This window comes from Hazenella coriacea (assembly GCF_004341825.1).
Classification (GTDB): domain Bacteria; phylum Bacillota; class Bacilli; order Thermoactinomycetales; family Thermoactinomycetaceae; genus Hazenella; species Hazenella coriacea.
In genome coordinates this window covers 12,531-38,471 of the sequence record NZ_SMAG01000005.1, presented here as the reverse complement: position 1 = coordinate 38,471, position 25,941 = coordinate 12,531, and the positions used below count along the sequence as shown (strand labels likewise).

23 protein-coding genes and 1 riboswitch are annotated in these 25,941 nt (G+C 40.2%); of the genes, 2 read left to right on the top strand and 21 right to left on the bottom strand.

Annotation, left to right across the window (positions count from 1 at the left end; genetic code table 11):
• Positions 1-11: 11 nt before the first annotated feature.
• The 9 genes from EDD58_RS09895 to EDD58_RS09855 all read right to left on the bottom strand — a co-directional run bounded on the left by EDD58_RS09895 (position 12) and on the right by EDD58_RS09855 (position 10,568).
• The gene (locus tag EDD58_RS09895; RefSeq protein WP_165875922.1) at positions 12-869 is read right to left on the bottom strand and encodes a cytochrome c oxidase assembly protein; all 858 of its coding nucleotides are present in this window, start codon (positions 867-869) and stop codon (positions 12-14) included.
• A 156-nt stretch (positions 870-1,025) separates the two neighbouring features.
• Positions 1,026-2,426 carry a hemolysin family protein gene (locus EDD58_RS09890; protein ID WP_243648703.1) on the bottom strand — a complete coding sequence of 467 codons (1,401 nt, stop codon included), beginning with the start codon at positions 2,424-2,426 and terminating at the stop codon, positions 1,026-1,028.
• Between the two features lie 77 nt (positions 2,427-2,503).
• Positions 2,504-3,001 (bottom strand): GNAT family N-acetyltransferase, encoded by a 498-nt coding sequence (locus EDD58_RS09885; protein ID WP_243648702.1) that lies wholly within the window; start codon positions 2,999-3,001, stop codon positions 2,504-2,506.
• Positions 3,002-3,193: 192 nt separating this feature from the next.
• Positions 3,194-4,360 carry an iron-containing alcohol dehydrogenase gene (locus EDD58_RS09880; RefSeq protein ID WP_131925116.1) on the bottom strand — a complete coding sequence of 389 codons (1,167 nt, stop codon included), beginning with the start codon at positions 4,358-4,360 and terminating at the stop codon, positions 3,194-3,196.
• A gap of 476 nt (positions 4,361-4,836) precedes the next feature.
• On the bottom strand, positions 4,837-5,523 hold the full coding sequence (locus EDD58_RS09875) for an ECF transporter S component (protein ID WP_131925113.1): 687 nt from the start codon (positions 5,521-5,523) through the stop codon (positions 4,837-4,839).
• Positions 5,496-7,166 (bottom strand): ABC transporter ATP-binding protein, encoded by a 1,671-nt coding sequence (locus EDD58_RS09870; protein ID WP_165875921.1) that lies wholly within the window; start codon positions 7,164-7,166, stop codon positions 5,496-5,498. The genes EDD58_RS09875 and EDD58_RS09870 overlap by 28 nt, the downstream gene beginning before the upstream one ends.
• A complete protein-coding gene (locus EDD58_RS09865; protein ID WP_165875920.1) occupies positions 7,121-7,990 on the bottom strand; it encodes an energy-coupling factor transporter transmembrane component T in 870 nt (289 codons plus the stop codon). Before EDD58_RS09865 ends, EDD58_RS09870 begins: the two co-directional genes overlap by 46 nt.
• A complete protein-coding gene (locus tag EDD58_RS09860) occupies positions 7,987-8,661 on the bottom strand; it encodes a DUF4430 domain-containing protein (protein WP_131925104.1) in 675 nt (224 codons plus the stop codon). Before EDD58_RS09860 ends, EDD58_RS09865 begins: the two co-directional genes overlap by 4 nt.
• Positions 8,658-10,568 carry a DUF4430 domain-containing protein gene (locus EDD58_RS09855; protein ID WP_131925101.1) on the bottom strand — a complete coding sequence of 637 codons (1,911 nt, stop codon included), beginning with the start codon at positions 10,566-10,568 and terminating at the stop codon, positions 8,658-8,660. The genes EDD58_RS09860 and EDD58_RS09855 overlap by 4 nt, the downstream gene beginning before the upstream one ends.
• Before the next feature lie 150 nt (positions 10,569-10,718).
• Positions 10,719-10,902: riboswitch (cobalamin riboswitch) on the bottom strand.
• Positions 10,903-11,185: 283 nt separating this feature from the next.
• On the opposite strand from EDD58_RS09855, the gene EDD58_RS09850 reads away from it, so the two are divergent.
• Complete coding sequence (locus EDD58_RS09850; RefSeq protein ID WP_165875919.1) at positions 11,186-12,088, top strand: tetratricopeptide repeat protein; 903 nt, start codon at positions 11,186-11,188, stop codon at positions 12,086-12,088.
• A gap of 55 nt (positions 12,089-12,143) precedes the next feature.
• Here EDD58_RS09850 and EDD58_RS09845 read toward each other — a convergent pair whose 3' ends face one another.
• Both EDD58_RS09845 and asnS read right to left on the bottom strand, forming a co-directional pair.
• Positions 12,144-12,875, bottom strand: a complete 732-nt coding sequence (locus tag EDD58_RS09845) for a DnaD domain protein (protein ID WP_165875918.1) — start codon at positions 12,873-12,875, stop codon at positions 12,144-12,146.
• Between the two features lie 109 nt (positions 12,876-12,984).
• Positions 12,985-14,277: an asparagine--tRNA ligase gene (gene asnS, locus EDD58_RS09840; RefSeq protein ID WP_131925072.1), complete on the bottom strand. Its 1,293-nt coding sequence runs from the start codon at positions 14,275-14,277 to the stop codon at positions 12,985-12,987.
• Positions 14,278-14,584: 307 nt separating this feature from the next.
• Between asnS and EDD58_RS09835 the strand changes: the two genes are divergently transcribed.
• A complete protein-coding gene (locus tag EDD58_RS09835; protein ID WP_165875917.1) occupies positions 14,585-15,733 on the top strand; it encodes a CapA family protein in 1,149 nt (382 codons plus the stop codon).
• Positions 15,734-15,786: 53 nt separating this feature from the next.
• Here the strand turns inward: EDD58_RS09835 and glnA are convergent, their stop codons facing one another.
• The 10 genes from glnA to mutL all read right to left on the bottom strand — a co-directional run bounded on the left by glnA (position 15,787) and on the right by mutL (position 25,924).
• A complete protein-coding gene (gene glnA / locus EDD58_RS09830; RefSeq protein ID WP_131925067.1) occupies positions 15,787-17,127 on the bottom strand; it encodes a type I glutamate--ammonia ligase in 1,341 nt (446 codons plus the stop codon).
• A gap of 52 nt (positions 17,128-17,179) precedes the next feature.
• Positions 17,180-17,578 carry a MerR family transcriptional regulator gene (locus EDD58_RS09825; protein ID WP_131925064.1) on the bottom strand — a complete coding sequence of 133 codons (399 nt, stop codon included), beginning with the start codon at positions 17,576-17,578 and terminating at the stop codon, positions 17,180-17,182.
• Positions 17,579-17,757: 179 nt separating this feature from the next.
• Positions 17,758-18,240 carry a DUF456 domain-containing protein gene (locus tag EDD58_RS09820; RefSeq protein WP_131925061.1) on the bottom strand — a complete coding sequence of 161 codons (483 nt, stop codon included), beginning with the start codon at positions 18,238-18,240 and terminating at the stop codon, positions 17,758-17,760.
• Between the two features lie 107 nt (positions 18,241-18,347).
• Positions 18,348-19,613 carry a methionine gamma-lyase family protein gene (locus EDD58_RS09815; protein ID WP_131925058.1) on the bottom strand — a complete coding sequence of 422 codons (1,266 nt, stop codon included), beginning with the start codon at positions 19,611-19,613 and terminating at the stop codon, positions 18,348-18,350.
• A 15-nt stretch (positions 19,614-19,628) separates the two neighbouring features.
• On the bottom strand, positions 19,629-20,873 hold the full coding sequence (hflX, locus tag EDD58_RS09810) for a GTPase HflX (RefSeq protein ID WP_131925056.1): 1,245 nt from the start codon (positions 20,871-20,873) through the stop codon (positions 19,629-19,631).
• Positions 20,874-20,955: 82 nt separating this feature from the next.
• Complete coding sequence (spoVK, locus tag EDD58_RS09805; RefSeq protein WP_131925053.1) at positions 20,956-21,939, bottom strand: stage V sporulation protein K; 984 nt, start codon at positions 21,937-21,939, stop codon at positions 20,956-20,958.
• Positions 21,940-22,030: 91 nt separating this feature from the next.
• Entirely contained in the window at positions 22,031-22,273 is a 243-nt protein-coding gene (gene hfq / locus EDD58_RS09800) for an RNA chaperone Hfq (RefSeq protein WP_131925050.1), read from the bottom strand.
• Between the two features lie 46 nt (positions 22,274-22,319).
• Positions 22,320-23,240 carry a tRNA (adenosine(37)-N6)-dimethylallyltransferase MiaA gene (gene miaA, locus EDD58_RS09795; protein ID WP_341539272.1) on the bottom strand — a complete coding sequence of 307 codons (921 nt, stop codon included), beginning with the start codon at positions 23,238-23,240 and terminating at the stop codon, positions 22,320-22,322.
• Complete coding sequence (locus EDD58_RS09790; protein ID WP_131925044.1) at positions 23,182-23,937, bottom strand: class I SAM-dependent methyltransferase; 756 nt, start codon at positions 23,935-23,937, stop codon at positions 23,182-23,184. The genes miaA and EDD58_RS09790 overlap by 59 nt, the downstream gene beginning before the upstream one ends.
• A gap of 88 nt (positions 23,938-24,025) precedes the next feature.
• The gene (mutL, locus tag EDD58_RS09785) at positions 24,026-25,924 is read right to left on the bottom strand and encodes a DNA mismatch repair endonuclease MutL (RefSeq protein WP_131925041.1); all 1,899 of its coding nucleotides are present in this window, start codon (positions 25,922-25,924) and stop codon (positions 24,026-24,028) included.
• Positions 25,925-25,941 lie beyond the last annotated feature (17 nt).

Sequence of the window (25,941 nt, the reverse complement as noted above, 5' to 3'; positions counted from 1 at the left end):
CACCTACTCACTTAAGCATTTGCAAGGTGCGATGAATTTTCTTGTCTAATTTTCATTAACTCTTCTTCTTCTTTCTTCCGCTCAGAACGAACCCAACGAGTATAGACTAAAATAATAGCCGTAATATAGACAATCTCTTGCATAATCTTCATGATCACTCCACCGAATTGTTGATCATGGAGTGGAGACATGATTGGAGCTAACTGAGACATTTGCGAATAGGAATCAAATAGTACAATATCTGTAAATGTAATCATTGCACAAGCAGGCGTCAATATGAATCCGTTCGCAAAAATAAGCCCTAATTTAGGAATAGGTCGCAGTCGATCTAGCTCCTTAACTGGAGAAATAATTGGCCACCACATAGTAAGAGCAGCAAATAAAAGGAACCCATGTGTTACGTTATGCAAAACTTGACTGTTCATGATCGCTTCGAATACCACTGGCAAGTGATAGAATGACAATGATCCATTGAAAACTACGAGTGAAATCAATGGTTTCGAGAAAAAGTTCCAGATTTTCCGAAAGACCTTGATGTTTAATAAAGGTCGAATCATATATGCAGGTATTCCAAGCCATAGTAATGGCGGTAGAACAAAATATAGGAGAGACATTTGCATCATGTGCATACTAAACAGTTCAGCTGCAATGACTCTAATCGGACTTCCTAATGCAAAGTAGTATACGATCATCCCTAAGAGAAAAAAGACTTTGGTTTTACCAGGTACAGGCTCAGAATTAGGAAACCATCGTCGGTAGGGACCTGTGAGTAATAAATAAATGATGCTAACACCGATGAACACTAAGTTCAACTGAAAATCCCAGTTGGCCGGAAATAGAAAGATGTCAAAAAATTCTTTCGAACTCAAACCGGCACACCTCCTATCCAATACAACCCAACATTCACTCCTCTCAAATCATACCATAGCTTTCATCCACGAGGAGGGAAACTATTGAAAGTGATGTGAAATTTTATTGGTGATTTTCCCCAAACAACTATCCCCTTGTGAATCATGTTACTACCATCAACTGCTGATCGCCTTATTGACAACAACCTTTGATTCAACCATGGTTTCATTGATGATCGAGGATCGTTGTTTCACAACAATTTGGGTCACACGTCGTTCAACTACCTTCGCAACTTGAAAATCTAAGTGGGCAAATGGAATTGTATCCCCTTGTTTAGGTAATTTTCCAAGCTGCGAGAAAATCCAACCTCCAATCGTGTCATTGTCTTCATCTTGGATCTCGATCTGAAAAAGTCGATTCACCTCATCAATTAACAAATGACTATTAATAAATGTCTGGTTTCCTTTCACCACAATGGGAGGAGGCTCATCATCAAACTCATCCTGAATATCCCCAAAAATCTCCTCGATAATATCTTCAGTCGTTACCAAGCCAGAAGTTCCTCCAAATTCATCAATGACAATCGCCATTCCCACCCTTTTCTTTTGTAATCGACGTAAAACTTCCTTGATTTCCATCGTTTCTGGTACTGCAATCGCTTGTCTAGCCAATAAAGTTAATGAAGGAGGTGTGTCCGCCGAAAAACATTCATAAACATCTCGGACGTGGATCATTCCAATCACATCATCTTTATCTTTTCCACACAGTGGGAATCGGGTATGGGAAGTTCGCCTCATAATATCAAAGTTTTCTGCAAACGAATGACCTTGATATAAACAAATCATATTAACTCGGGGAACCATCACTTCTCGAACAATCCGTTCATTAAAATCAAATAGATTATCCATCAACTTCTTTTCTTGAAACCCAATGACTCCGCTTTGATGACTCTGGGCAATCAACATGCGAATCTCTTCTTCTGTATAAACATTCGCGGTATCTGTCGCTTCAACCTTAAAAAGTTTTAGTATCAGATTAGCAGTTCCATTTAAAAGAATAATACATGGTTTAAACAATTTGTAAAACCAATGTAAGGGAGCTGCTGTCCAGAGGGTCATCGTTTCTGCTTTGCGAATAGCCAGTGTTTTAGGTGCCATCTCCCCGATTACAATATGCAAAAAAGTAATCAAACAAAAAGCGATTAATAAAGATAATGTTTGGATCAACCAGTCAGGAACTCCTAGATGTTGAAAAAAGTATCTGAGAAATGCGGAAATGGTAGGTTCACCAATCCACCCCAAACCTAATGATGCTAATGTGATCCCTAGTTGAGTTGCTGAGAGATATGCATCCATTTGAGAAATAACTTTCTGTGCAGTTTGAGCTTGTGAAACTCCCTGTTCGATCAACTCTTGAATTCGTGTATAGCGAACCTTTACAATGGCAAACTCAGAAGCCACAAAAAAACCATTTAGTACGACTAAAAAAAGAATGAGAAACAGGTTCAACGAATCACCTATGTCACTTTCCAAAGGGTCACGCCTACCTTTCACACAGATCGTTCGTTCATATCGCAACTTTCAATCAGATACTTATTATAATGTAAATACTTTCTGAAAAAGACACTTTCCTGTCACAAATCTTACACTTGCCTTTAAGGCTCTAAATGGTAAACCATCCATTCTTCATCAATATATTCGCCTTGTACTTTTAACGCTCTACGCTCTACTCCAAATGTTTCAAAGCCTAAAACACGATAAAGCTGAACAGCACTTACATTATTTGCAGCAACAGTTAATTGAATCTTCTCTAAACCTTCGATCTGCTTTGCTCTACGAATCACTTCAGCTAATAATTGCCGTGCAATTCCTTTTCCCCTAGCTTCTGGAATCACATACATAGCAAATATATTCGCTTTATGTTGCATTTTAATTAAAGTTTCACGAGAAAAAGTGACTATTCCCACTAATCGTCCATCTTCATCCCAAGCTCCTAGATTAAACTTATTTGGATCACTTTCAAGCCTCTGTCTGACCTGTTCTATGGGAGTTAACCTAGCTTCCTCATAAGAACTGCCAAAGGCAAAAGGTTCCTCTTTTAACGCTCGTAATCTACATGGCCAGTACACTTCTGCATCTTCTTTATCTAACACTCGTATATTTATGATAAATCCTCCTTCCAACTCCTGAGAAGTTTTCAATAGCCTCAGGGGTATAATGACAAAAGTTTCAAGGTACAATAATGAAGAGATATTCCATAAAACAGGAATGCTTAAAAAGAGACCTTTATCGTTGCCCAGGGGAAAGGTCTCTTTTTTGTTTTCTTTTTTAGTGCCTAAGAGATACTATAATGACATTTTCAAAATCTCTAATACATCTTGCTCATTGACTGGATGGAGTCGCCCTACAGTTCCACGGCCTAGGATCGCTTTCTGAGCCATGACCTCTAGTTGAGAATCATCAATTCCGTAGTCCGAAAGACGACGGGGTGCTCCTAAACTACTCCAAAACTCACGTAATCGCCGAATCCCTTCCATAGCAACTTCTTGATCACTTTTCCCACTAGGATCGACTTGGAAGACACGAATCGCCAATTGCTTCATTTTAGCTGTAGTTCGATCAAGCCCATATTGAATCCAATTAGGGAAAATGATAGCCAATCCCCCACCATGTGGAATATCATAAACAGCAGAAACTGCGTGTTCAATCTGATGGGTTCCCCAATCACCAAACATCCCTTGTTGCAGGGTTCCGTTTAAAGCAATCGTACCACAATACATCATGGTTTCTCTATACTCATAATTTTCAAGGTCATTGAGTAGCTTAGGCGCTGTTTCGATCACTGTAATCAAAAGTGACTCAGCCATTCTTTCTAGTAATGGAACATTGGGCGATGGACTAAAGTATTGCTCCAGTACATGGGACATCGTATCTACAATTCCATAGATCGTTTGGTCTTTAGGAACAGTAAAGGTATTTACAGGATCTAAGATCGAAAACTTAGGGAATGAGTGTGGACTTCCCCAACCCACTTTCTCTTTCGTTTCCCAGTTGGTAATGACTGATCCTGCGTTCATCTCTGATCCTGTTGCAGCTAAGGTAAGCACTGTTCCAAATGGTAGCGCTCCTTGCGCAGTTGTTTTTTTCGAAATAATATCCCAAACATCGCCTTCATACTTAGCACCAACTGCAATCGCTTTGGTCGCATCAATCACGCTCCCGCCCCCGACCGCCAAGATGAAGTCGATTTTCTTCTTTTTACAAAGTTCGATTCCCTTATGTACAGTACTCAAACGAGGATTGGGCTCAACTCCCGATAACTCAGATACTTCTACTCCTATTACTTCAAACAAGTGCATGACTTGATCATATAAACCATTCCTTTTAATACTTCCACCACCATAAACCAGTAAAACCTTTTTTCCATACTGCGGAATTTCATTTTGTAACTCCGCTAACTTCCCTTTTCCAAATATTAATTTGGTGGGATTGTATGCTACAAATGGATCCATCCATGACACCTCTTTTTTGATTTTCAAGTTTAATTTATACCCTTCCTACCAATAAACCAAACACATGAAACCTTCCCATCATCTCCCCAACTCCATACATGGACGTTGAAGTTTTTATATTTTTCATTACTAATAGTTATAAACGATCTCACAATTGTTTGATTCGAAATATGCATTCATGATTATTTTAACAATAAGAGTCTTGTCCATTTGTCTGTAGTATTCATCAGCAATATGAGTGCCTAGTCATAACCAGCATATTTTTCGTTTGTAATACAAACTTGTTTGAATATATTCGAGGAACAATCTCCAATCCGTCTAATCTCCAATCCGTCTAATCAAGATCCTAGATAAATTAGTATTCGTCTAATAAGTAACTTTTATTAAATCTTGAACTTAAAAAAGCGAGCCTTAGCCCGCCTGTATTTCACACCACAAGATAAATCTGATCGCTCCTTTTCATAGAGATTTACTATTCAACTTTTTAATAACCCATACTTGACTTGGAATCGCTCTAAATTTCTGAGCCATTTAGAAGTAAACAGAGTAATAAACACAACATTACACAAAGCGTGAGCCAAGTCGAAAAAAAAGCTTGCTAGATAAATGGTGAGCCATTCTTGCCATGACCAAAAATGAAGTGAACCTGTCATTACCCAAAGATTCATGATCCATCCAAACAAAAATCCCCAACCCAAACCGAAAAGCAACTTCCCCCAAAGCTTTTGCATCCACCAAGTATCCTTGAGCCATCCTGCCATACAACCCATGAGTCCCCATGCTAGCATTTGCCAAGGAGTCCATGGTCCTTGACCTAAAAAGATATTGGAGACAAAAGCACTCAAAGCACCGATTAAGAAACCACTTTCTGCACCTAAAACCCATGCAGATGCCATAATCACAAAGCTAGTCGGTTGAATACTAGGAAGTGGAGCAAATGGTACACGACTGATTGAGGCAATTGCAATGAGTACTGCTAAAAAAACAAGTTCTCGTCCTTCAATATTCCTTTGCTCAAATCTCATCAACAAAGGGACAAAAACCATTAGCAAAAAAGTAATGCTTACTAAAAAATACTGTCCTTGCATCCAAATTGAAAAAATAGTTAACATTGCCACAATGATGCCAATTGTACTCAACAGGTAGATGGAAGAACGAGACATGTTTCTTTCACCTCTTTCACAGTCAAACACCCTTCCACTGCTGTTCCTCGTAAAACGCGATCGATCACAGTGGTATAGTATGAGTTCCCTTGGAAAAATTCTGTCACTGTTCCCTCAGCCGTCACTCTTCCATCAAATAATAATGCACAACGATTGGCTATTTGAGCTGCAAATTCTAGGTCATGGGTTGCCATCAAAATTGTAATCCCCATTTCCTGAATTTCTTGAAACCATTGAGCTAAATTCTGTTTAGAGATGGGATCAAGTCCTTTGGTCGGTTCATCAAGTAATAATAAATCAGGTTGAGTGGGTAAAAGGAGTGCTAACCCCGCTTTTTGACGTTCTCCATAGCTTAAGTCAAAAGGATGTCGTGAAAGAAGTTTTGTTAATTGAAAACGCTCGATCCAGTGCTCCATGGTTGTTTGAGAAATACCCTCTACCTTTCTCAATTCTGCAAACTCTTCTTCTAATGTTTCATGGATAAACATAGCTTTTGGATTCTGTCCCAGATAAGCGAGGTGCAAAAGCTTGACTAGATTTGCTTTCCGTCCATGACGCTTCCCATTGATTCGGTATACTCCTCGTTGCGGAACCAACTGACCACACAATAAACGTAGTAAAGTTGACTTTCCTGAACCATTCGCACCAAACAAAGCTACAAAATCTCCACGATGGAGAGTAAAGTCTAGACGTTTAATCACATCAGGATCGTTCTTTTCAAAGCGATAATGAAGTTGTTCGACTCGAAGCAATTCCGCCCCTAATTCTACTTGACGTTGACTTTGTGAGATAGGATCAAACTGCCTTGATTGTACCCACTCTCTCCCCTCTTTGACTGTCAGAGGATACTTTCCACTTGTTCCTTGATCTAATGCTAAGGCTAATTGACTTACTTGAGGTAGAAATAAAAGATGTTTAGGATTTTTGTGCGTCTGTGGTATCAATTCTTGAGGTTTCCCTTGTGAAACTATCTGTCCCTGATCTAATATCACCACATGTTCAGCCCATGGATATACATCTTCTAGTTGATGTTCAGCAAGAATGATCGTGATTCCCCACTCTTGATTAAGGCGAATCAAAATCTGGATCAACTCTTGGCGAGCAATAGGATCTAGTTGAGCGGTTGGCTCATCTAGCAACAACAGTTTAGGACGAAGCAGTAAAATGGAGGCTAGATTAACTAACTGCTTTTGTCCACCTGATAGTTCATGGATCGGCTTCGATAATAAAACATCTAGTTGAAACAATTGTGCAAGCTCCGCTACCCTTTTTCGCATCACAGTAGTAGGCAAGCCGTGATTCTCTAAGCCAAAAACGAGTTCACTCTGAACACGATCCATCACAATTTGATTGTCTGGGTCTTGGAATACCATCCCCACATCTGTAGATGAACTTGAATCGATCGGTTTACCCAGATACAAGATTTCTCCTTCACTTGTTCCAACAGGACTTAACTCTTTTTTTAAGTGACGAAGAAGAGTTGTTTTTCCAGAACCAGAAGGGCCCACAAGTACACACATAGAACCTTCTTTGATGGTTAAGTTCAAGTTACTCAATGTAGGATGATTACTTCCTGCATATGTAAAAGAAAACTGCTTTACTTCAATAAATGCCATCGAAACCACTCCCCACCTTCCATCCAAATGGGCCATGCCCCCCAAATCAACCATAACCACGCTAAGACCCACTCGAAGGAATCTGTAAACAAAGGTTCCATCACTGGATAAATGGTAAATACACCATAACCTTGAATCCATCCCCAACCGATGAATAAAAGACTTACAACCAAAAACGTAACCACAACACTGTCACGCCGATCCCAATCATAAGGTTCATAAACACTTCTTTTCCTTTGCCCATATCCTCTAGCATGCATCGAATCTGCACTTTCCAAAGCTTCCTCTAAAGACCAGGTAGTCAATGTCATGACTACCTGCATATGATGTTTCATTTGAATGAACCAATCTGATGAAGGAGAGAATCTGACCCTACGCGCAGCTTGAATCTCAGTAATCCTTTGTTTTAAAAGAGGAACCATTCGTAAGGACATCATGACTAAGAGTGCGGTTTTAGGAAGAAACTTACCTGCCAGATAAAGAAACTTTTCACTTGGAAGCAGAATATTATATGTCATAAAAATAAGGAACATCGTAACAATTAACAGTCCCAAAGTTCCACCATATAAGATGGCTTCCAACGTAATGGGCTGATGAAGTGTAAACAAAACATGTGAACCTCGATGAACAAGGAGTGCGTTAATAACTATTAAAATCCCGATCATTCCAAAAAAGAATGGAAGCCATTCCTTTACTTGCCTCCAATCACCAAATAACTTGTGAAAGATAAGTAGTTGGGTCATCGTCAGGATCAGAAATAGCGGATGAAATAAAAGCATTGAAAATAAAAATAAACCCAGTAAATAGGTTCCTATTACCCCAGGGTGAAATTCACTAGTTGCCAATCTCATTTCAACTCGGCTCCTAAGTCTTTTCCTAGATCCAATGTGTATAGCCATTCGATTTTATCACCTGGTTTAATTTCAAATACACCTGCACTTTTGTTAGGAAATACGCCATTAACCCGATACATCCAACCACTCCCCTGCCCACGATCAAATTCATACAGATTTGCGATTCCTTCTACATACACTTGTGAACCAATTCCTCGATGCTCCATCGCAATCTTTTGTTGTTTTGTCACTCTTTTTAACACTTCAAATACCGTGTCTCCTGAATGAACAGGAACTTGTCCAGAAAAAATAACGCCTAGCTGTTGGTCACCCCGTATATAGTATTGAACAGTAGAAATTGGTTTTTCTAATGTTGGAGCGCTGGGCTTAAGCTCACTTCCTGATGGTACAGAGGAAGGAGTTTCTATCTTTGGCGATGAACTAGACTCTTTTTCTCTTAAATCTGATTGAGTTTGGGACTGTTCAGTTTTTTCTGGTGTAGAATCCGATGGGGTCTCTTCAGACAACTTTTCTTTATTCATCGCTAAATCAGGAGTTTGCGAAGAATCTTCTTGTGAAAAAACTTTACTAGCTGATGAAGGGGAAGGTTCTTCATTCATACTTAGTACTCCAGCTGTAACAAAAAGAAGCCCAGCCAGAGCTATGATTAGTGGAACCCATCTCTTCATATTTGACCCTTCCTTCTCCAAATAGGAATTAGATAATAAAGAATTGCAAGCACAAACAATAGACTTCCGACTCCAATCAACCAAATAGATGGTTGTTTCCACCAAAGCGGTGTGATACTAGGAGTCCAAAAAGCAGTTTTGGGCACAATCTTAGCTCTCAATGAAATCCTGTTGTATTCATCTATCTCTTTTGGAGTATGAATCACCTCATCTGTAGTTTCTGTAGTTGATGCATCACTAAGTATGTTAGGTTTTAGTGATGTTGGTTGAAACACCATTTGAGGCGAAGGCTGCTGAACAGGGTATTTTGGCTGAACAACAGTTGGATACGGTCTAGGATTTGGGGTGATTGGCTTAGGCTTCGGTAGTGGTTTGGGGTTGGGTTGAGGCTGTGGCGTTGGATTGGGTTTCGGTTGCGGTTCTGTAGGTTTTGGTGGAGTAGTTGACTTTGGAAACTGATAAAGAAGCCCTCGACCTTCCAGATAGTATTGGTAAGCCACTATAGCTTGTAAAGCTTGTTCAGTCGCCATCCCATCACTGCTTGGAATTTGTTTGGTATGAGCAAAGCCACCATCTCCCTGTTGATGAGAAAGTAAATTCCCCAAGACATGATGTCCTTTTTTCGTAAATAAGGAGCTTTGTGGATCTACTTTCCATGAACTAAGTGCTATGATTACTTGTGAAGCGCTTTCACTCGCCTCAACACCCCAAGACTCAAATCCACCATTTTCATTTTGTACCTGCGACAGCCAGCGAAGTGCTTTTTGTCCACTCTCCTCTACCCTCTTTTGATCACGATAAGGTGCCAAGGCGGTTAATGCCATTGCTGTGATATCTACATCACTTTTTCCTGTTGAAAGCGCCCAACCACCATCTCCATTTTGTTGTTGTAATAAATAATCGATCAGCTTTTCTCGTGTCCATTTCGCTTCAGAAGGAATTGGATAGGATTTACTATCTAAAGCAATGAGTCCAAAAATAACACCATTATTCCCAGTCATCGTTATATTTCCATGATTATATATTTTTTCAATCAGATTATATCCACCTACATCTTCTGGATTTCCACCAGCAGCTACGATGCCTAACACCATTCTTTCTAAATCAGTTGCTTTCCGATAATTCGCCTGCTTGTTTTGCACTTCTTCATATCTGCTTTGAAGATAAGAGGAGGGAGCACTTGCTCCGCTCCCCACCAAACCAACTACCTCCCAATCGGTATGACTATCTTTTTTCAAAATATGTTGTTTTGCTTTCTCCATGCTCTCTTTCCATGAGAGTGAACCTGACTCCAAATTTGATTGGGTGATTACTACTGATCTGTTTTCCTCAATCTTGGAGATCTGTTCTGACTCTTTGACAGATGCGATCATCATGTTGGAATTAGACTCAGAAAAACGTAGATTATTTTTGACAATTGTTTTGGATGGAGAAGAGAATTCTATATTAGAAAACATAGGAAGCCCTACATCTGCGCCTCCATCACAGGTATACAACCAAGCCACTTGATCACCAGGTTTTACTTTATAAGCTCCTGCTGATACTGGAGGAAACTGTCCATTCACTTGATACATCCATCCACTTAATGAACCTCGATCAAACTCTGCCAATCCATCAATGGCTTGTACATACACAGAGCTTCCAGATCCCATGTACTCCACTTTATTACCTAACGCCTTTAATAAAACTGTAAAAGCGGTATCTGTACTTTGAACAGGAACTGATGTCCCTGGTAAAATGGTTCCGCGTGCAGGGTCTCCAACCACGGTTAAAGTAATCGAGGATGTTTCTTGCTCAATATTTTCTAGTTCACCGTTTGCCCACACCGCAGGGCTCACAACTGAACTGATCATCGAAACCACTAACATCACTACAAATAACCCTAACCATTTTCGCCTTTGATTCATTTTTTCTTCTCCTTTCTTTTTGGCACATAAAAAAGCACATCCACACTAGTCAGGGATGTACTTAGGGTTTTCCGAACATATTCAATTGCGCAACTAAAAAAGTTGCATTCGATTTCTGTTCATCGACACCTCCCTATCCTCGTAGGTTTGACGGTTGCGTTAGTACAGGCAGGTCTCCTGACTTAGGTTCATCACTATTTTACCCCCTTCCCATCTAAAGACAGTGGTTTGGTAAATAGCTCACCCTTACAGTGGCGGGACCGTGTCGGATTTACACCGAACTTCCCTTTTAAGCTGACTTTCTTTGATCAGCACCTATACCCATGCTATGAAATTATCCATCATCATTCTAAACTTAGCGACTTCTAGAACCACTAAGCCTATTCCTATTATTCTATAAATTGTTATAAGTATCAATATATATTTTCCCTCAGGTACCTTTAGATCATCAAACAATACCTTCAATATTATATATAATATTCTGTCCATTCCATGACTTAAAAGGATTTTCGATTACTTGATATCTTAAGTTTGTTATAATAGGCGAAGTGATGGTGTCATGAATTCGAAAGAACAAGAAAAGGTTAGGGACATTTATGCACACTGTAGACCAAGATATGGATTTTTATACGGAGTTAATGAAGGCAGAGCATGCGTTAGATGTGAGAAGATATGACTTAGCCATCGAGATGATGCTTAATCTGCTAAAAAAAGCTCCAGAGAGTAGTCAACCCTATATCATCATTGCTAGAGCTTACTCTATGCAAGACCAATATGAGACTGCGATCCAAGCATTACGGCAAGCATTGCAAATCGACCCAAACAATGAAAATGCCTATGCTTTTTTAGGTTATCTACTTGGAAAACTTAAAAAAGGCCGTGAAGCAGATGATGCCTTTCAAAAGGCTCTTCTCTTAAACCCGGAAAATGCTGACTCTCATTACTGGTATGGGAACTTTTTAGGAAACCAACATTATAGTACAGATCAAGCATTATATCATGCAAAAAAAGCATTGGAACTTGAATCATCCGATCCGAATTTCCATGTCTTATATGGATTCCTTCTAGCTAACAAAGGTGACTTAAAGCAAGCAGAATATCATTTAAAAGAGGCTTTTCGCATCGATCCAAGTAGTTATTTATCCCATTATCATTTTGGACTCTTTCTACTCTATCATAAGAATCAGCCGCTTGAGGCATTTGTTCACTTAAGAGAAGCGTTACGAATGAATCCGGAAAATCAAGATCTTCGAGACGCCTTTCTACTATCACTAAAAGCAAAGAATCGGTTCTATAGCTTATTTTGGACTACTAGCTTATGGTTTCGGCAACTTGGAGACCTTTTAATTTTGGGACTTGTTGTATTATTTATTATCACGGGTCTTCTTACGGAGTCTAATCCAAGCCTAGGACTTACGATTTTAGCACCGATTCTCTGTCTATATTTTTTTTGCTGTATCCTTGCATGGACGATCAATCCTCTTTTTAACTTCTTCATCAAAAAAAATTGGATTCAATAAAAAAACGTGTTTCCTTGATTGGAAACACGTTTTTTTATCTCTATAGATCTAGCGGTTATTCATGGTTAACCCAATTATAAAAAGAAAAGCTTGGAGTAGCAGTTTTCTTTTCTCTAATTGTTGAATTCTGCTGATAAAGTAACCCTTTTTGTCTAAATTTTCGAGAGTAATCAACAGCTTCTTCAGGTGTCTTCACACCATTCCGTTGCCATTCCAACAAAATCCGGTCAATATAACGAATATTTACTTTACCACAAAAAACAGCTTCTCGAAGTGCAGCCTCAATCAATGGCTCTGGACAATGATCCTCATCGATCCACTTCGCTAGTAATTGACACTCCATCGGAGACAAGGCTCTCCCAAATTCTTGTTCAAACAACCTGAAAACATTTCCGTACACTTCGTCTGAATTAGTTTTCTCTTCCCCATGCCGCTCTACAAAGGAAGCAATTAGTTGTTGCAAAAGTGGGGAGATGGAATATCTCTCACAACGCACTCCATGTTCATTGGTTTCTTCCTCAATTTTCAAAAAACCTCCACGAACGAGCCGCTGTATAATCCCCATGATTTCATCTGTTGAACAACTCATCCTCTCTTCCAATTCTCTCACTGTTGGAAAAGAATTCTGTTCTTTTTCTTGATATAACATAATATGAATAAGCAAAAGAACCTGAGGTTCTGTTAAGCCAATTCTCTTATATTCAGTAAATAATACGACAGGTAATGATATAGAACCTTGTTGTAACAGTTGGACGAGTGACGTTTGCAATGATCCTTTTTGATCCATTCGACCCACCTCTCTCATCTTCTCTACTATACTACAAGCACATTCGAGAGAAATAGACTTGAAAAATAAAAAAAGCACCGGCATAACTCACCGATGCCTAAAACCTACCTTATGGATATAGACGATTCAACATTCGTGGGAATGGAATCGTTTCACGCACATGATCTAGCCCACAAATCCAAGCTACCGTTCGCTCTAAACCGAGTCCGAAACCTGAATGTGGAACCGTTCCGTATTTACGTAAGTCTAAGTACCACTGATAAGCTTCGTAGGGTAACTGGTGTTGTTCAAAACGTTCTTCCATTAACTTCGGATCATCAATCCGTTGGCTTCCTCCAATTACTTCTCCATATCCCTCAGGTGCAATCAAATCGGCACAAAGAACCACCTCAGGACGATTTGGATCTGGTTTCATGTAGAATGCCTTAAGTTCCGTCGGATAGTGAGTAATAAACACGGGTCGATCAAAGCTTTCTGCAATTTTGGTTTCATGAGGAGCCCCGAAGTCTTCTCCCCATTTAAAATCAGCAAAGCCCTCTTTATGTAGAAGTTCAACTGCTTCATCATAAGTGATCCGCGGGAATGGAGCTTGAATCTTTTCAAGACGACTGATATCCCGACCCAATGTTTTCAACTCAAATTGACAGTTTGCTAAAACTCGTTGGACTACATAAGTAACCATCTGCTCTTGTATTTTCAGACTTTCCTCATGTTCTACAAAAGCCATCTCTGGTTCAATCATCCAAAACTCGATCAAATGCCGACGTGTTTTTGACTTCTCTGCCCGGAAGGTTGGACCAAAGGAGTATACCTTATTTAATGCCATGGCTGCAGCTTCCATATATAGCTGACCGCTCTGTGTCAAGAAGGCATCTTCATCAAAGTATTTAGTATGAAACAAGTTGGTGGTTCCTTCACAGGAAGAAGGGGTCAAAACGGGAGGGTCTACGAGTGTAAAGTCGTTTTGATCTAAATAATCTTGAAGAGCCCGAATAATTTCAGCACGAATCGTTAAAACGGCTTGTTGCCGAGACGAACGAATCCACAAGTGACGATGATCCATGAGGAAATCTACCCCATGTTCTTTTTTAGAAATAGGATATTCATCTGCAACTTGGATCACTTCAATCTTGGTTACATCTAATTCGTAACCACTAGGTGCACGCTCATCCTCTCGTACAGTTCCCCAGATATAAAGAGAACTTTCTTGCGTTAAGGTACTAGCGGCTTCCCAAATCTCAGGTGAAACTTGCTTCTTAACCAAAACCCCTTGAATAAAACCGGTTCCATCTCTTAGTTGTAAAAATTGGATCTTTCCACTTGAACGTTTATTATATAGCCATCCGCCTATTTTTACTTCGTCTCCAACATGTGCGGAAACTTTGTTAATCGTTGTTAACACTTTGAATGAACCCCCATCCGATTAATCAAACTGATGTTTATTATACAACCAGTCAATGAATGTACGCAATATGGTCTACCTGATCAGTTCTTGTAAACTCTCGTTAATGAACCAATGTTCAAATGACTACACCAAAATCTTACCATGGATCTATGTTTCTTGCTGATATCACTCTATAAAAATTCAAAAATTATTAATTAGAAGATTCCCTACTTATTATCGTATAATGGGAGTGTATGTTGAAAAAATTTGTAGATATTTAAGTAGGTGAGACGTTCTGAAGAAAATTGGAGTATTTATCTTAACCTTGATCGTCTTGATCATTGTGCCATTCAAACTGTTTGACGTCTTTTCTGATTTCACAGCTCAAGGAGATCAACCTTCTTCAGAAACAGCAAAATCACAAAAATCTGGAGAGCCACAAACGGTACAAATCGCTGCTTTTGGCGATATCATGATGCACTCACCCCAAATCAAAGCTGGACAACAATCTGATGGTTCTTATGATTTCAGTTCTTTTTTCAAAGAAATTAAACCATACATCGAAATCGCTGACATTGCCATTGGGAACTTTGAAACAACCTTAGCGGGGTCTGCAAAACCTTATAGTGGATATCCTACCTTTAATTCACCTGATGAGATTACGACTACATTAAAGAATGCAGGTGTAGATGTCGTAAGTACAGCCAATAATCACTCAATGGACACAGGACCCAAAGGGGTCGTGCGCACCTATCAAACCATGAATGAAGCAGGAATTAAAGTAGCAGGGACTGCCTCCAGCGCAGAGGAAAGAAAGCCTGTAATTATAAAACAAAAAGGAATCACCTTTGCCTTTTTGGCTTATACGGAACATACCAATGGACTTCCTGTTCCAGAAGATCGCCCCTATCTAGTGAATCGAATTGACTCAGAACAAATTGCCAAAGATATCAAAGAAGCTCGCGAGATGGGCGCTGAATTTGTCTGTGTCTCCCTCCATTATGGAGTCGAATATCAACGACAACCGAATGATATGCAGTTAAAGGTGTCCAGACAAGCATTGGAAGATGGTGCAGATGTCATTTTTGGTAGCCATCCCCATGTCCTTCAACCAATGGAAAAAGTAACTGTCAATGGCAAAGAAAAATTTATCATCTACTCCATGGGGAACTTTGTATCTAATCAAAAAGATCCCCATACAGATGAAGGCATCATTGTCTATGTAGATGTTGAAAAAAACCCGTCCAATCAAGACGTACAATTAAAAAATGTGTCTTACTTACCCACCTTCGTTCATAAATATCCACAAGGTGGAAAAACTCAATATGTGATCCTTCCTACAGAAACGAATCAACCAAGTGCCATCCCAAACTATCCTTCACTAAATCGCAGTAAATATCAAACTACTTGGGATCATACACAAAAAGTGATCAACGAAAAAGGCTCATTTGAAACCTTTTCGTTAAGCAAATAATATACAAGAAAGCTACTGAAACAACTCAGTAGCTTTCTTGTTTGTATTGCCCATTAATAGATCGACATGTATTGGTCACGTTCCCATTGGTGTACAGCTGTACGGAACATATCCCATTCAATCTCTTTGGCTTCCACAAAGTGTTCTAAAGCATGTTCACCTAGTGCTTCAATCATCACTGGATTATTTTTTAAATATTGGAGAGCCTCATGTAAGTTAGTTGGTAAATTGGTGATTCCAGCGGCTTCTCGCTCCACTTCGTCCATCACATAAATATTACGATCTGTTTGTGGTGGAAGTTGAAGTTTGTTTTTAATTCCATCTAGACCCGCTTTTAACATAACAGCTAAAGCCAAATAGGGATTAGCCGCAGGGTCTGGAGAACGAACCTCAATCCGAGTACTAAGTCCACGTGAGGCTGGAATCCGAACAAGTGGACTCCGATTTTGAGGGGACCAAGCCACATAGCAAGGAGCCTCATAACCAGGAACTAAACGCTTGTATGAATTAACTAGCGGATTGGTAATCGCAGTAAATGAACGAGCATGTTTGAGAATACCAGCCAGATAATAACGTGCAGTCTCACTAAGACCTAACTTATCACTTTCATTATAGAAAGCATTTTCGCTTCCTCGGAACAATGACTGGTGACAATGCATACCAGAACCACTCACACCAAACAATGGTTTAGGCATAAATGTAGCATGAAGACCATAACGACGTGCTACGTTTTTAACCACCAGTTTAAAGGTTTGAATCTGATCAGCAGCTTTGACCGCATCAGCATATTTAAAATCGATTTCATGTTGTCCAGGGGCGACTTCATGATGTGATGCTTCCACTTCAAAACCCATTCGATCAAGGGTGAGAACAATGTCGCGACGGCAATTTTCACCAAGGTCAAGTGGAGCTAAGTCAAAATATCCACCTTTATCATTCAGATTTAATGTAGGTTCGCCATTTTCGTCCGATTTAAATAGGAAAAATTCTGGCTCAGGACCAATGTTAAACGAGGTAAATCCAAGTTCCTCAGCCTCTTTGAGTACCCGTTTTAAGATTCCACGTGGATCCCCTTCAAACGGAGTTTTATCCGCATTGTAAATATCACAAGTGAGCCCTGCTACTTTTCCTTCTCCAGGTGCCCCCCAAGGATAGATCACCCAAGTAGATAAGTCTGGATGTAGATACATATCAGACTCTTCAATGCGAACAAATCCCTCAATGGTTGATCCATCAAACATCATTTTATTATCAAGGGCTTTATTTAGCTGAGATCGTGGAATCTCTACATTTTTAATAGTCCCCATCAAATCTGTAAATAACAAGCGGATATATGCTACATTCTCCTGCTCTGCAATTCGTAAGATATCTTCCTTGGTGTACTTACTTCCCATCGTTAGATGTTCTCCCTTCATTGTTAAAAAGTTGTTTGCCTCATACTAAAAACTATTGTCGAAAGAAACGCGTTAGTTCTCCATAGATGAGATGCGTCTTTCCTGGACGGGTCGGATGAGTTAACTCCCGTTTTAAAATTTGTCGTAATTCTTTGTCGGAGAGTTCTTTTTTGGCTTGTTCAGCCTCTTGTTTCACTTCTTGTAATTGTTGTGTTTGGAGTAACATTTCTTTTACACCAGCAACATTAATCCCCTTTTCCATCCATGCCTTAATCTGAAGTAAACGATCGACATCATGAAAAGAAAATAATCGCTGGTTCCCTTCTGTACGGGCAGGATTAATCAAACCTTGCTGCTCATAGTAACGAATTTGTCGAGGGGTTAACTCGGTGAGCTTGGTAACAATACCAATTGGAAACAGAGGCATACTTCGCCGTATTTCATCCCTCATCCAACACCCTCCTTTCCATTGCAAATAATATCTGTGATAGCCTTATTATACCATGTCAGCTTTCTTAGTCAATTGATGTCATAAAAGCTAACATCCTTTTTTTTCTAGTTAAAATAACGGATTTTGAGCCTTGCACACAAAATAACCGTTCTCTGCATTCAGCAGAAAACGGTTATCAATCAAAATATAACAAAAATCAGGAACCAGGCGATCATTCCAGTCATCACGACAAACTTAAATATGATCCCTCCAAAAAATCCGATTAAGGTTCCCCACGATACTTTTAATGCCAGTTCCCAATCCTTCTTCAACAAGAGCTCAATCAAGAAGACTAATAAAAAGGGACCCACAATAATTCCGATTGGTCCGATCATGAAAGGGAACACAATGACACCAATAAAAGCGGCAACGATGGACCAATTTGAACCACCATATTTCTTAGCGGCAATTCCACTAGAAACATAGTCTACAATTAACAACAACACCGTTAACAAAACGGTAACAATCCAAAACCACTTACCTAATGGTTCATCATTGATCAACAAGTGATAAATGAGAAAACCACCCATGATAAAAGGCACATCAGGTAAAGCCGGCAAGACTAGGCCTGTATAGGCCAAAAGGAACAAAATCACAATCAGGATCCACCACAGAACTTCCAAAAAAGCACCTCCTTATACTTTGAATTTTTCCCATTAGGTAAAATGGCTCTATTTCAGCCGAAAATACTTTAATTAACCGAAACGTATTTTTTAATATATGGAGTTAATTAAACTAATTGACCTGTCACCATCATTTGATCTATTGCTTGGGTAATCGCAATTTTTACATGGGAATAGGTAAGTCCGCCTTGCATATAAGCGATATATGGAGGGCGAAGAGGTCCATCTGCTGACAATTCGATACTTGAACCCTGTACAAATGTACCTGCCGCCATGATCACTTCATCCTGGTAACCTGGCATAGGTGCAGGAATCGGTTGAATATGAGCATCTACAGGGGAAGCCGATTGAATTCCCTGACAAAAAGCAATCAACAACTCAGGCTGATCCAGATAAATTTGTTGAATCAGGTCTGTTCGAGGCTCGTCCCACTGGGGAGTAGTTAAAAATCCTAGTTTTTCTAAAAGTGCTGAAGTAAATACAGCTCCCTTTAAAGATTCTCCTACTACATGAGGAGCAAGAAACAATCCTTGAAAATAATCACGTAAATAACCGTGAGTTGCTCCCCCTTCCACCCCGATCCCCGGTGCTACTAAACGAGAGGCTGCACGTTCGACCCAATCTTTTTTTCCGATGATATAGCCACCTGATTTTGCTAATCCACCACCTGGATTTTTGATTAATGAACCCGCAATCAGGTCAGCTCCAACATGGGTTGGCTCCAATTCTTCCACAAATTCACCATAACAATTATCTACAAAAATCACGGCATTAGGTACCAGTTGTCTAATCTTTTCAACCATTTCTTTGATTTGGCTAATCGTAAAGGAAGGTCGATCCGCATATCCGCGTGATCGTTGAATACCAACTAAGCGTGTTCGCTCACTAATCGCTTGGGCAAATGATTCCCAACAGATCTCTCCTTGTGACTTCAGCGGAATTTCTTTATAGATAATTCCATAGTCGGCGAGTGAGCCTGAACCGTCAGCCTCTGTTCCAATGACATCTTGTAAAGTATCATAAGGTTGCCCTGTTAAATAAATCAGTTCATCACCAGGTCGTAAAACACCAAATAGACAAGCGGAAATCGCATGAGTTCCCGAAATGATATTGGGACGCACAAGTGCCATTTCCGCTCCAAATAGATCTGCATAGATTTTCTCTAATGTTTCTCTACCTAAATCATCATAACCATATCCCGTAGATGATTGAAGATGATACTCGCTTACGTGATGTTGACGGAATGAACTTAATACTCGTGACTGATGTTGATCCACATGTGCTTCAATCATTTGAGTGACTGGAGCAATTTGGGCTTGAATCTCTTCTACTTGTTTTTGAATCCAAGGACCATTTGTTAAATGACTATACAATTTTATCCACCACTTCTACGCTAAATCTTCTTGAATACAAGCTTTGATATCTGAATGTAGTTTTTGAAACTGTCGCTTTGGAATACGCATCTGTAGTTTTACATATTGATCATCCGCTTCAGAGTGAAGCACTTCTGCCACCTGATAAAAATGAGAGATCCATTCTCCACGGTGAGTAGGTACCCAAGCCGTTCCCACAAAAAATTCTTTTGATAATACTTCTGCTATTTTTTTCTTCAATCGTTCCAAGTCAGTCTCTTCCAAAGCAGATATGTGTATCGAATCCTCATGATTCCATTCATCTATAGGGATATCTAATTGATCTCTTCTTTGATCCGTCTTATTAAACACAGTGAGGCGTGGAATATGTGCGGCTTCTAATTCTGTTAACACTTGCTCTACAGTTTCCATCTGTTGTGTAGCTTCAGGATGACTGGAATCAACCACATGAAGAAGCAGATCCGCCTCCCGTACTTGTTCCAATGTAGAACGAAAAGCAGCTACCAAATCGTGAGGCAAGTGACGAATAAATCCAACTGTATCAGTGAGTAGCACTGCTTGCCCTGAAGGTAGATCGAGTAATCTTGAAGTAGGATCTAGAGTTGCAAATAGCCGATTTTCAGCAAGCACTTCTGCACCTGTTAAGCGATTTAATAATGTTGATTTCCCCGCATTGGTGTAACCCACAAGCGCTACTTGAAGTTGCTCTATTTTTTTACGCCGATCACGATGTAGACGTCGATGTTTTTTTACTTCCTCTAATTCCTGTTTGAGTGCTCGAATCTGCCGACGAATATGACGTCGGTCAGTCTCTAACTTTTTCTCCCCTGGGCCCCGGGTTCCGATTCCACCACCCAAACGAGACAATTCTTTTCCCCTTCCTACTAATCGGGGTAATAAGTATTGAAGCTGTGCCAATTCCACCTGAAGACGTCCCTCTTTAGTTTGAGCACGCTGAGCAAAGATATCTAAAATACATTGAGTTCGATCAATCACTTTACAGGTGATTTTTTGTTCTAAATGATTCACTTGAGCTGGAGAGAGTTCCTGATCAAAAATAACCAAATCAGCCTCCAATTCTTCAGCTAATTGGGCAATTTCTTCAGCTTTTCCTTTTCCAACCATCCATCCAGGATCAGGACGGTCCCGATGTTGAATCACTTGGTCGATCACTTCAGCTTGTGATGTTTCCGCTAGGCGTACTAACTCAGCTAAAGATGATTGAATCTCCCACTCTTTTTGTTTGGGACCACACCCCACTAAAATCGCACGTTCCTTTTGACTCGATTGTTCTATCCTGATTCATTCCTTTCAACGTTCAACTTCTTTTTTAAGATTCTGTTCAATTATACCATGAATAAACGGCAGTTTTCTTCGCTGATTCGTCCAGTTGAAAATCTTCTCCACGCAATGTCATTAAATCATCTCGATTCACATATTTAGAAGATAACAAACGAACCGCTTGCAGACGTATTGCCTGTTCGATGATATTGCGAACATATCGTGCATTTCCAAAGTGTGCACTGTTTTGTTGCATCTCCCTTTTTAAATGAGCCCGTAACTTTTCTTTTGCGGCCATAGAAAAGCGATACTGCTTTTCTTTTACCATTAACTCAGCAATCAACATCAATTCATCAATCATAAAATCTGGAAAAGAGAGGCGAATTGGAAACCGTGAAGGAAGTCCAGGGTTGGAATGAAGAAAAAACTCCATTTCCTCCGAATATCCAGCTAAAATTAAAACAAAATCATTTTTATAATCCTCCATGGATTTGACCATGGTATCGATCGCTTCCTTACCGAAGTCTTTGTCTCCCCCACGAGCAAGAGAATAAGCTTCGTCTATAAATAGAATTCCCCCTAATGCTTTTCTAACATGCTCTCGGGTCTTTTGAGCTGTATGTCCAATGTACTCTCCCACCAAATCAGCCCGCTCCACCTCAACCAAGTGCCCTTTCGTAAGAACACCCATTTCCCGTAATAGATGGCTGAGTATGCGAGCAACCGTCGTTTTACCAGTGCCAGGATTTCCTGCAAAAATCATGTGTAACACCTGTTGTTCAGCAAGTAAGCCAGCCGCTTTTCTTCTTTTCCCGATCTCCAACCATGCATAAATCTCTCGAACAAAATCTTTAATTTGATGAAGACCAATCAGTTTATTTAATTCCTCCATACACTCTCGTAATGGACCTACGTCATCTTCAGTTGGGGACAAATGATTGTTCGTTCCCCTAGTCAGTGACATTGCATGAACGTCATCCTTCTGCCGATCAAACACAACATGGATCTGGTGTTTCGCATTTCCTGTCAGCACTTTTCTGCTCATGCCGTTCACCTCATTAACCTGAATTCACTTCTCCACTATACGCAGAAGCCCAGTTTTTGGTGAACAAAAAAACCAAGTGATTTCACTTGGTTTAAGCTTCTTTATTTTCTTCTGAGGACATGAGAGAAACCGGACGAGCTGGGGTAAAAGTAGAGATCGCATGCTTATAGACCATTTGTTGTTTACCTTCGCTATCAATAACTATGGTAAAATTATCGAATCCGCGAATGACACCGCGAAGCTGAAATCCATTTACAAGGTAAATGGTGACCGGTACTGATTCTTTGCGAATCTGATTAAGAAATGTATCTTGAATATTGATGGATTGTTTCAAAATCCGTACCTCCTATGTATTTTTGCATTAGTTTAATTTATTCTCCTCAGGCTTGAAACTTTCCTGCCACTAGCCGCTGAATTTCTGCAAAACTTCCATCTTTCGTCACATCAAACCAATGAATCTCCTGAAGACGACGAAACCATGACAATTGTCGTTTGGCGTATTTCCGTGTCCCTTGCTTAATCATATCAATAGCCTGTTCAAGTGAGATCTCACCTTGTAGATAGCTCATGATCTCTTTATAACCGATTGCCTGCATAGAAGTCAAACCCCGATGATAGCCTCTCTCCTTTAAACGCTTCACTTCATCAATCAGTCCTAACTCAATCATAGCATCTACCCGCCGATTGATTCGCTCATATAACTGATCTCTTGGCATCGTTAATCCGATCCACAAAGGAGTATAAGGAGACTCTTTTTTACCTTTTAGCTCAGATAAAGGTTTCCCAGTCACCTGATATACTTCCATAGCACGGATGATCCTTCTTCGATCATTAGGATGTAATTTTACCGCAGATGCGGGGTCTACCTCATACAAGCGACGATGTAGAGCCTCATTGCCATGTTTCTCTGCATATTCGTTTAATTCCTGACGTAAAGATAGATCCTCTTCCACATGGGGCATCTGATAGCTATGAATCACAGACTCAATATAGAGACCTGTTCCTCCTACTAAAATAGGAAAATGATTTCTTGAAACAATATCCGTGATTGTCTTTCTAGCTAATTGTTGAAAGTCCTGTACAGAAAATGGATGATCTGGGTCTATCATATCAATCAAGTGATGGGGAATCTCCATACGTTCCTCCATACTAGCTTTAGCAGTACCAATATCCATTTCCCGATAAACTTGCATGGAATCGCCTGATAAAATCTCCCCATGAATTTGTTTGGCTAACTCGATGCTAAGTGCTGTTTTCCCTACCGCAGTTGGCCCTACAATGACCAGTAGTTGAGTTTTCATCTTCATTCCCTCCTAGGCGAATCATCCCCCATGCATAATGAGAAGATTTTTTGACAACCTCGAATCCGAGTCGAGTAAACTCAGTACTATAAACGCGCTCTTTTAATAGAACAGCTTTTCGCGCAACTCGAACCGCTTCCTTTACCGAAAAAGGCTCAACTGGGTGGGGATTAGCGAGTGGTTTTAACACTTGCATAGCAGCTGACGAACGAACCGTCTCCCGAAACATTGGATCAAAAATGACAATATCAAATGATTGATTGGGCTGGGCTTTTAAAAAAGTATGATAATCCGTTTGTACCACTTGAATTCGCCGCATGGCCTGATTACATTTAACAAGCTTTGTTTCATAAGTAGCTAGCCCTTGTCGAACTAATGCGGCAATCTCAGGTTGACTTTCTAGGGCAATCACCTTTCCCTGTTCCCCTACCGCAAATGAAGCAACAATCGCATCGGCTCCCATCCCCATAGTACAATCTAAAACCTGATCCCCAGGCTTCATTCCTGAACAAGTCACCATTGGATCTACGACCCCTTGGATCATATTTTTGATCCGCAAAAAAGACATATTAGGATGAAAGGTGAATCGATGCCCCAATTGATCTTCATATCGCCATTCTTGCTTGGTAATTATGATCACTTTTGATTTACCAGTACGAGCATATAAAGAAGGAAGAGCATCACGATGTCGCTCCACAAAAGGAACACCAAGATGCTCAGCTAGATGTTTCGCTTCTTCGGTCTCTTTGAATCCAGGATGAAAAGATGTTGTGACAAATAAAATCTTACATCACCCGCTTAAACATTTTTTCTAATTCATAAGTTGAAAAATGAACAAAAATAGGTCGTCCATGAGGACAGGTAAAAGGATTTTTGCAATGGTTGAGTTGTTGTAACAAACCTTCCATCTCATCTTTTCGCAGATGACGATTAGCTTTAATCGCTGCCTTACATGACATCATTTTTGCACTCGCATCCCTTAACATCGCCACATCTACTTTTCCATGCTCTTTTAGCCAATCAATCATTTCAAAAATCAACTCATCCGGTTTCCCCTCTGGAAACCAAGCCGGATAGGATCTTACTAAAAAAGTAGCTCCACCAAAAGGTTCTAATTGCAAACCCCACTGTTGCAGATAATCCATATATAAAGAGAGTACTTCTGCTTCAGCAGGTGAACAATCGATCGGAATCGGCATCAGGAGAGGTTGTTGTTGATGATTACTCTTTTCCATTTTTTTGGAGAATTTTTCATAGTAGATTCGCTCATGTGCAGCATGTTGGTCAAATAAATAAAATCCATCCTCAGATTGAGCAATGATATAGGTTCCATGAATTTGACTCAGTGGCTCCATTCTTGGCAACTTCTCTTTCAAACAAGGTTGATGATCATCCTTGTCAGGAAGAGTGGCCAAAGGAGATTGGTATGAAAAAGATGGCTTCTCTTGACTCTCTACAACTGGAGGCTCATCTTCAGTAGCCCTGATCGTTTCTGACTCACTTGGTAAAGGATTAGCGGTAATTGTTTGCCCTCGTTCCCTAATCTCTGTTTTCCTTTGCACTCCTTCTTCTACTCGTGAAGGATATGCGCTGGAAGCCTGAGGCGTGGAAACCTCCTCCCAGCGTAAACGATCTTGCACAACCACTCGATCCACTTTGGCTTGTCCAGGAGACTGAGTAATAACTGGAACAAAACGTTGTTGTTGAAAGGCCTCTTTTAAAGTTTGTTCCATCCATTGGCAACACTCTTTTTCCTTACTCAACCGGACTTCAAGTTTGGATGGATGGACATTTACATCGACCAACTTGGGATCCATCTCAATATGAACAACTCCCAATGGATAGCGTCCCGTTGGAAGCAGGGTTCCATAGGATCGTAAAATCGATTGAGTGATCGCGACCGAACGAACATAACGCCCATTTAGGATCATGGATAAATAAGAACGACTGGATCGAGTGAGCTCAGGTTTACTCACAAATCCTGAGAGCCGAAAATCCATATTTTCCGAAGAAAAGGGAATTAATTGGCTAGACACTTGTTTTCCGTACAAACTATGTAATACATGAAGGAGTTTACCATCCCCTGAGGTACGAAAAAGCTCACGTTGATGATGGGTCAGTTGAAAAGAAATCTTAGGATGTGCCAAAGCGAGTCTTCCTACCACATCAGCAACATGACTAACTTCAGTGTTGACGGTTTTTAAATACTTCAAACGGGCAGGAGTATTGTAAAAAAGATCCCGAACGATGACTTCAGTCCCTTGTGAGTGAGAGGTATCTTCTACGGTTAATTGATCTCCTCCCTCAATCTGTACCTTTACCGCCAACTCAGAAGAATCGGGGGAAGTTGTCAACACCACTCGAGCCACTGATGCAATACTGGGCAGTGCTTCTCCACGAAACCCAAGGGTACGAATAGAAAACAGATCTCGCTCTCGCTTGATTTTACTTGTTGCATGACGTGAAAAAGCAAGTATGGCATCTTCCTTCTCCATCCCCCGACCATTGTCAGAAACGCGAATGAGCGAAATCCCCCCTTCTTCGATCTGGACTTGAATACGGGTCGCACTTGCATCAATTGCATTTTCGACTAGTTCTTTGACAATGGAAGAAGGTCTCTCAACTACCTCACCGGCAGCAATTTGGTTAGCTAGATGATCTTCCAAAATCTGAATATTCCCCATGACTTCCCCCTCCAAAA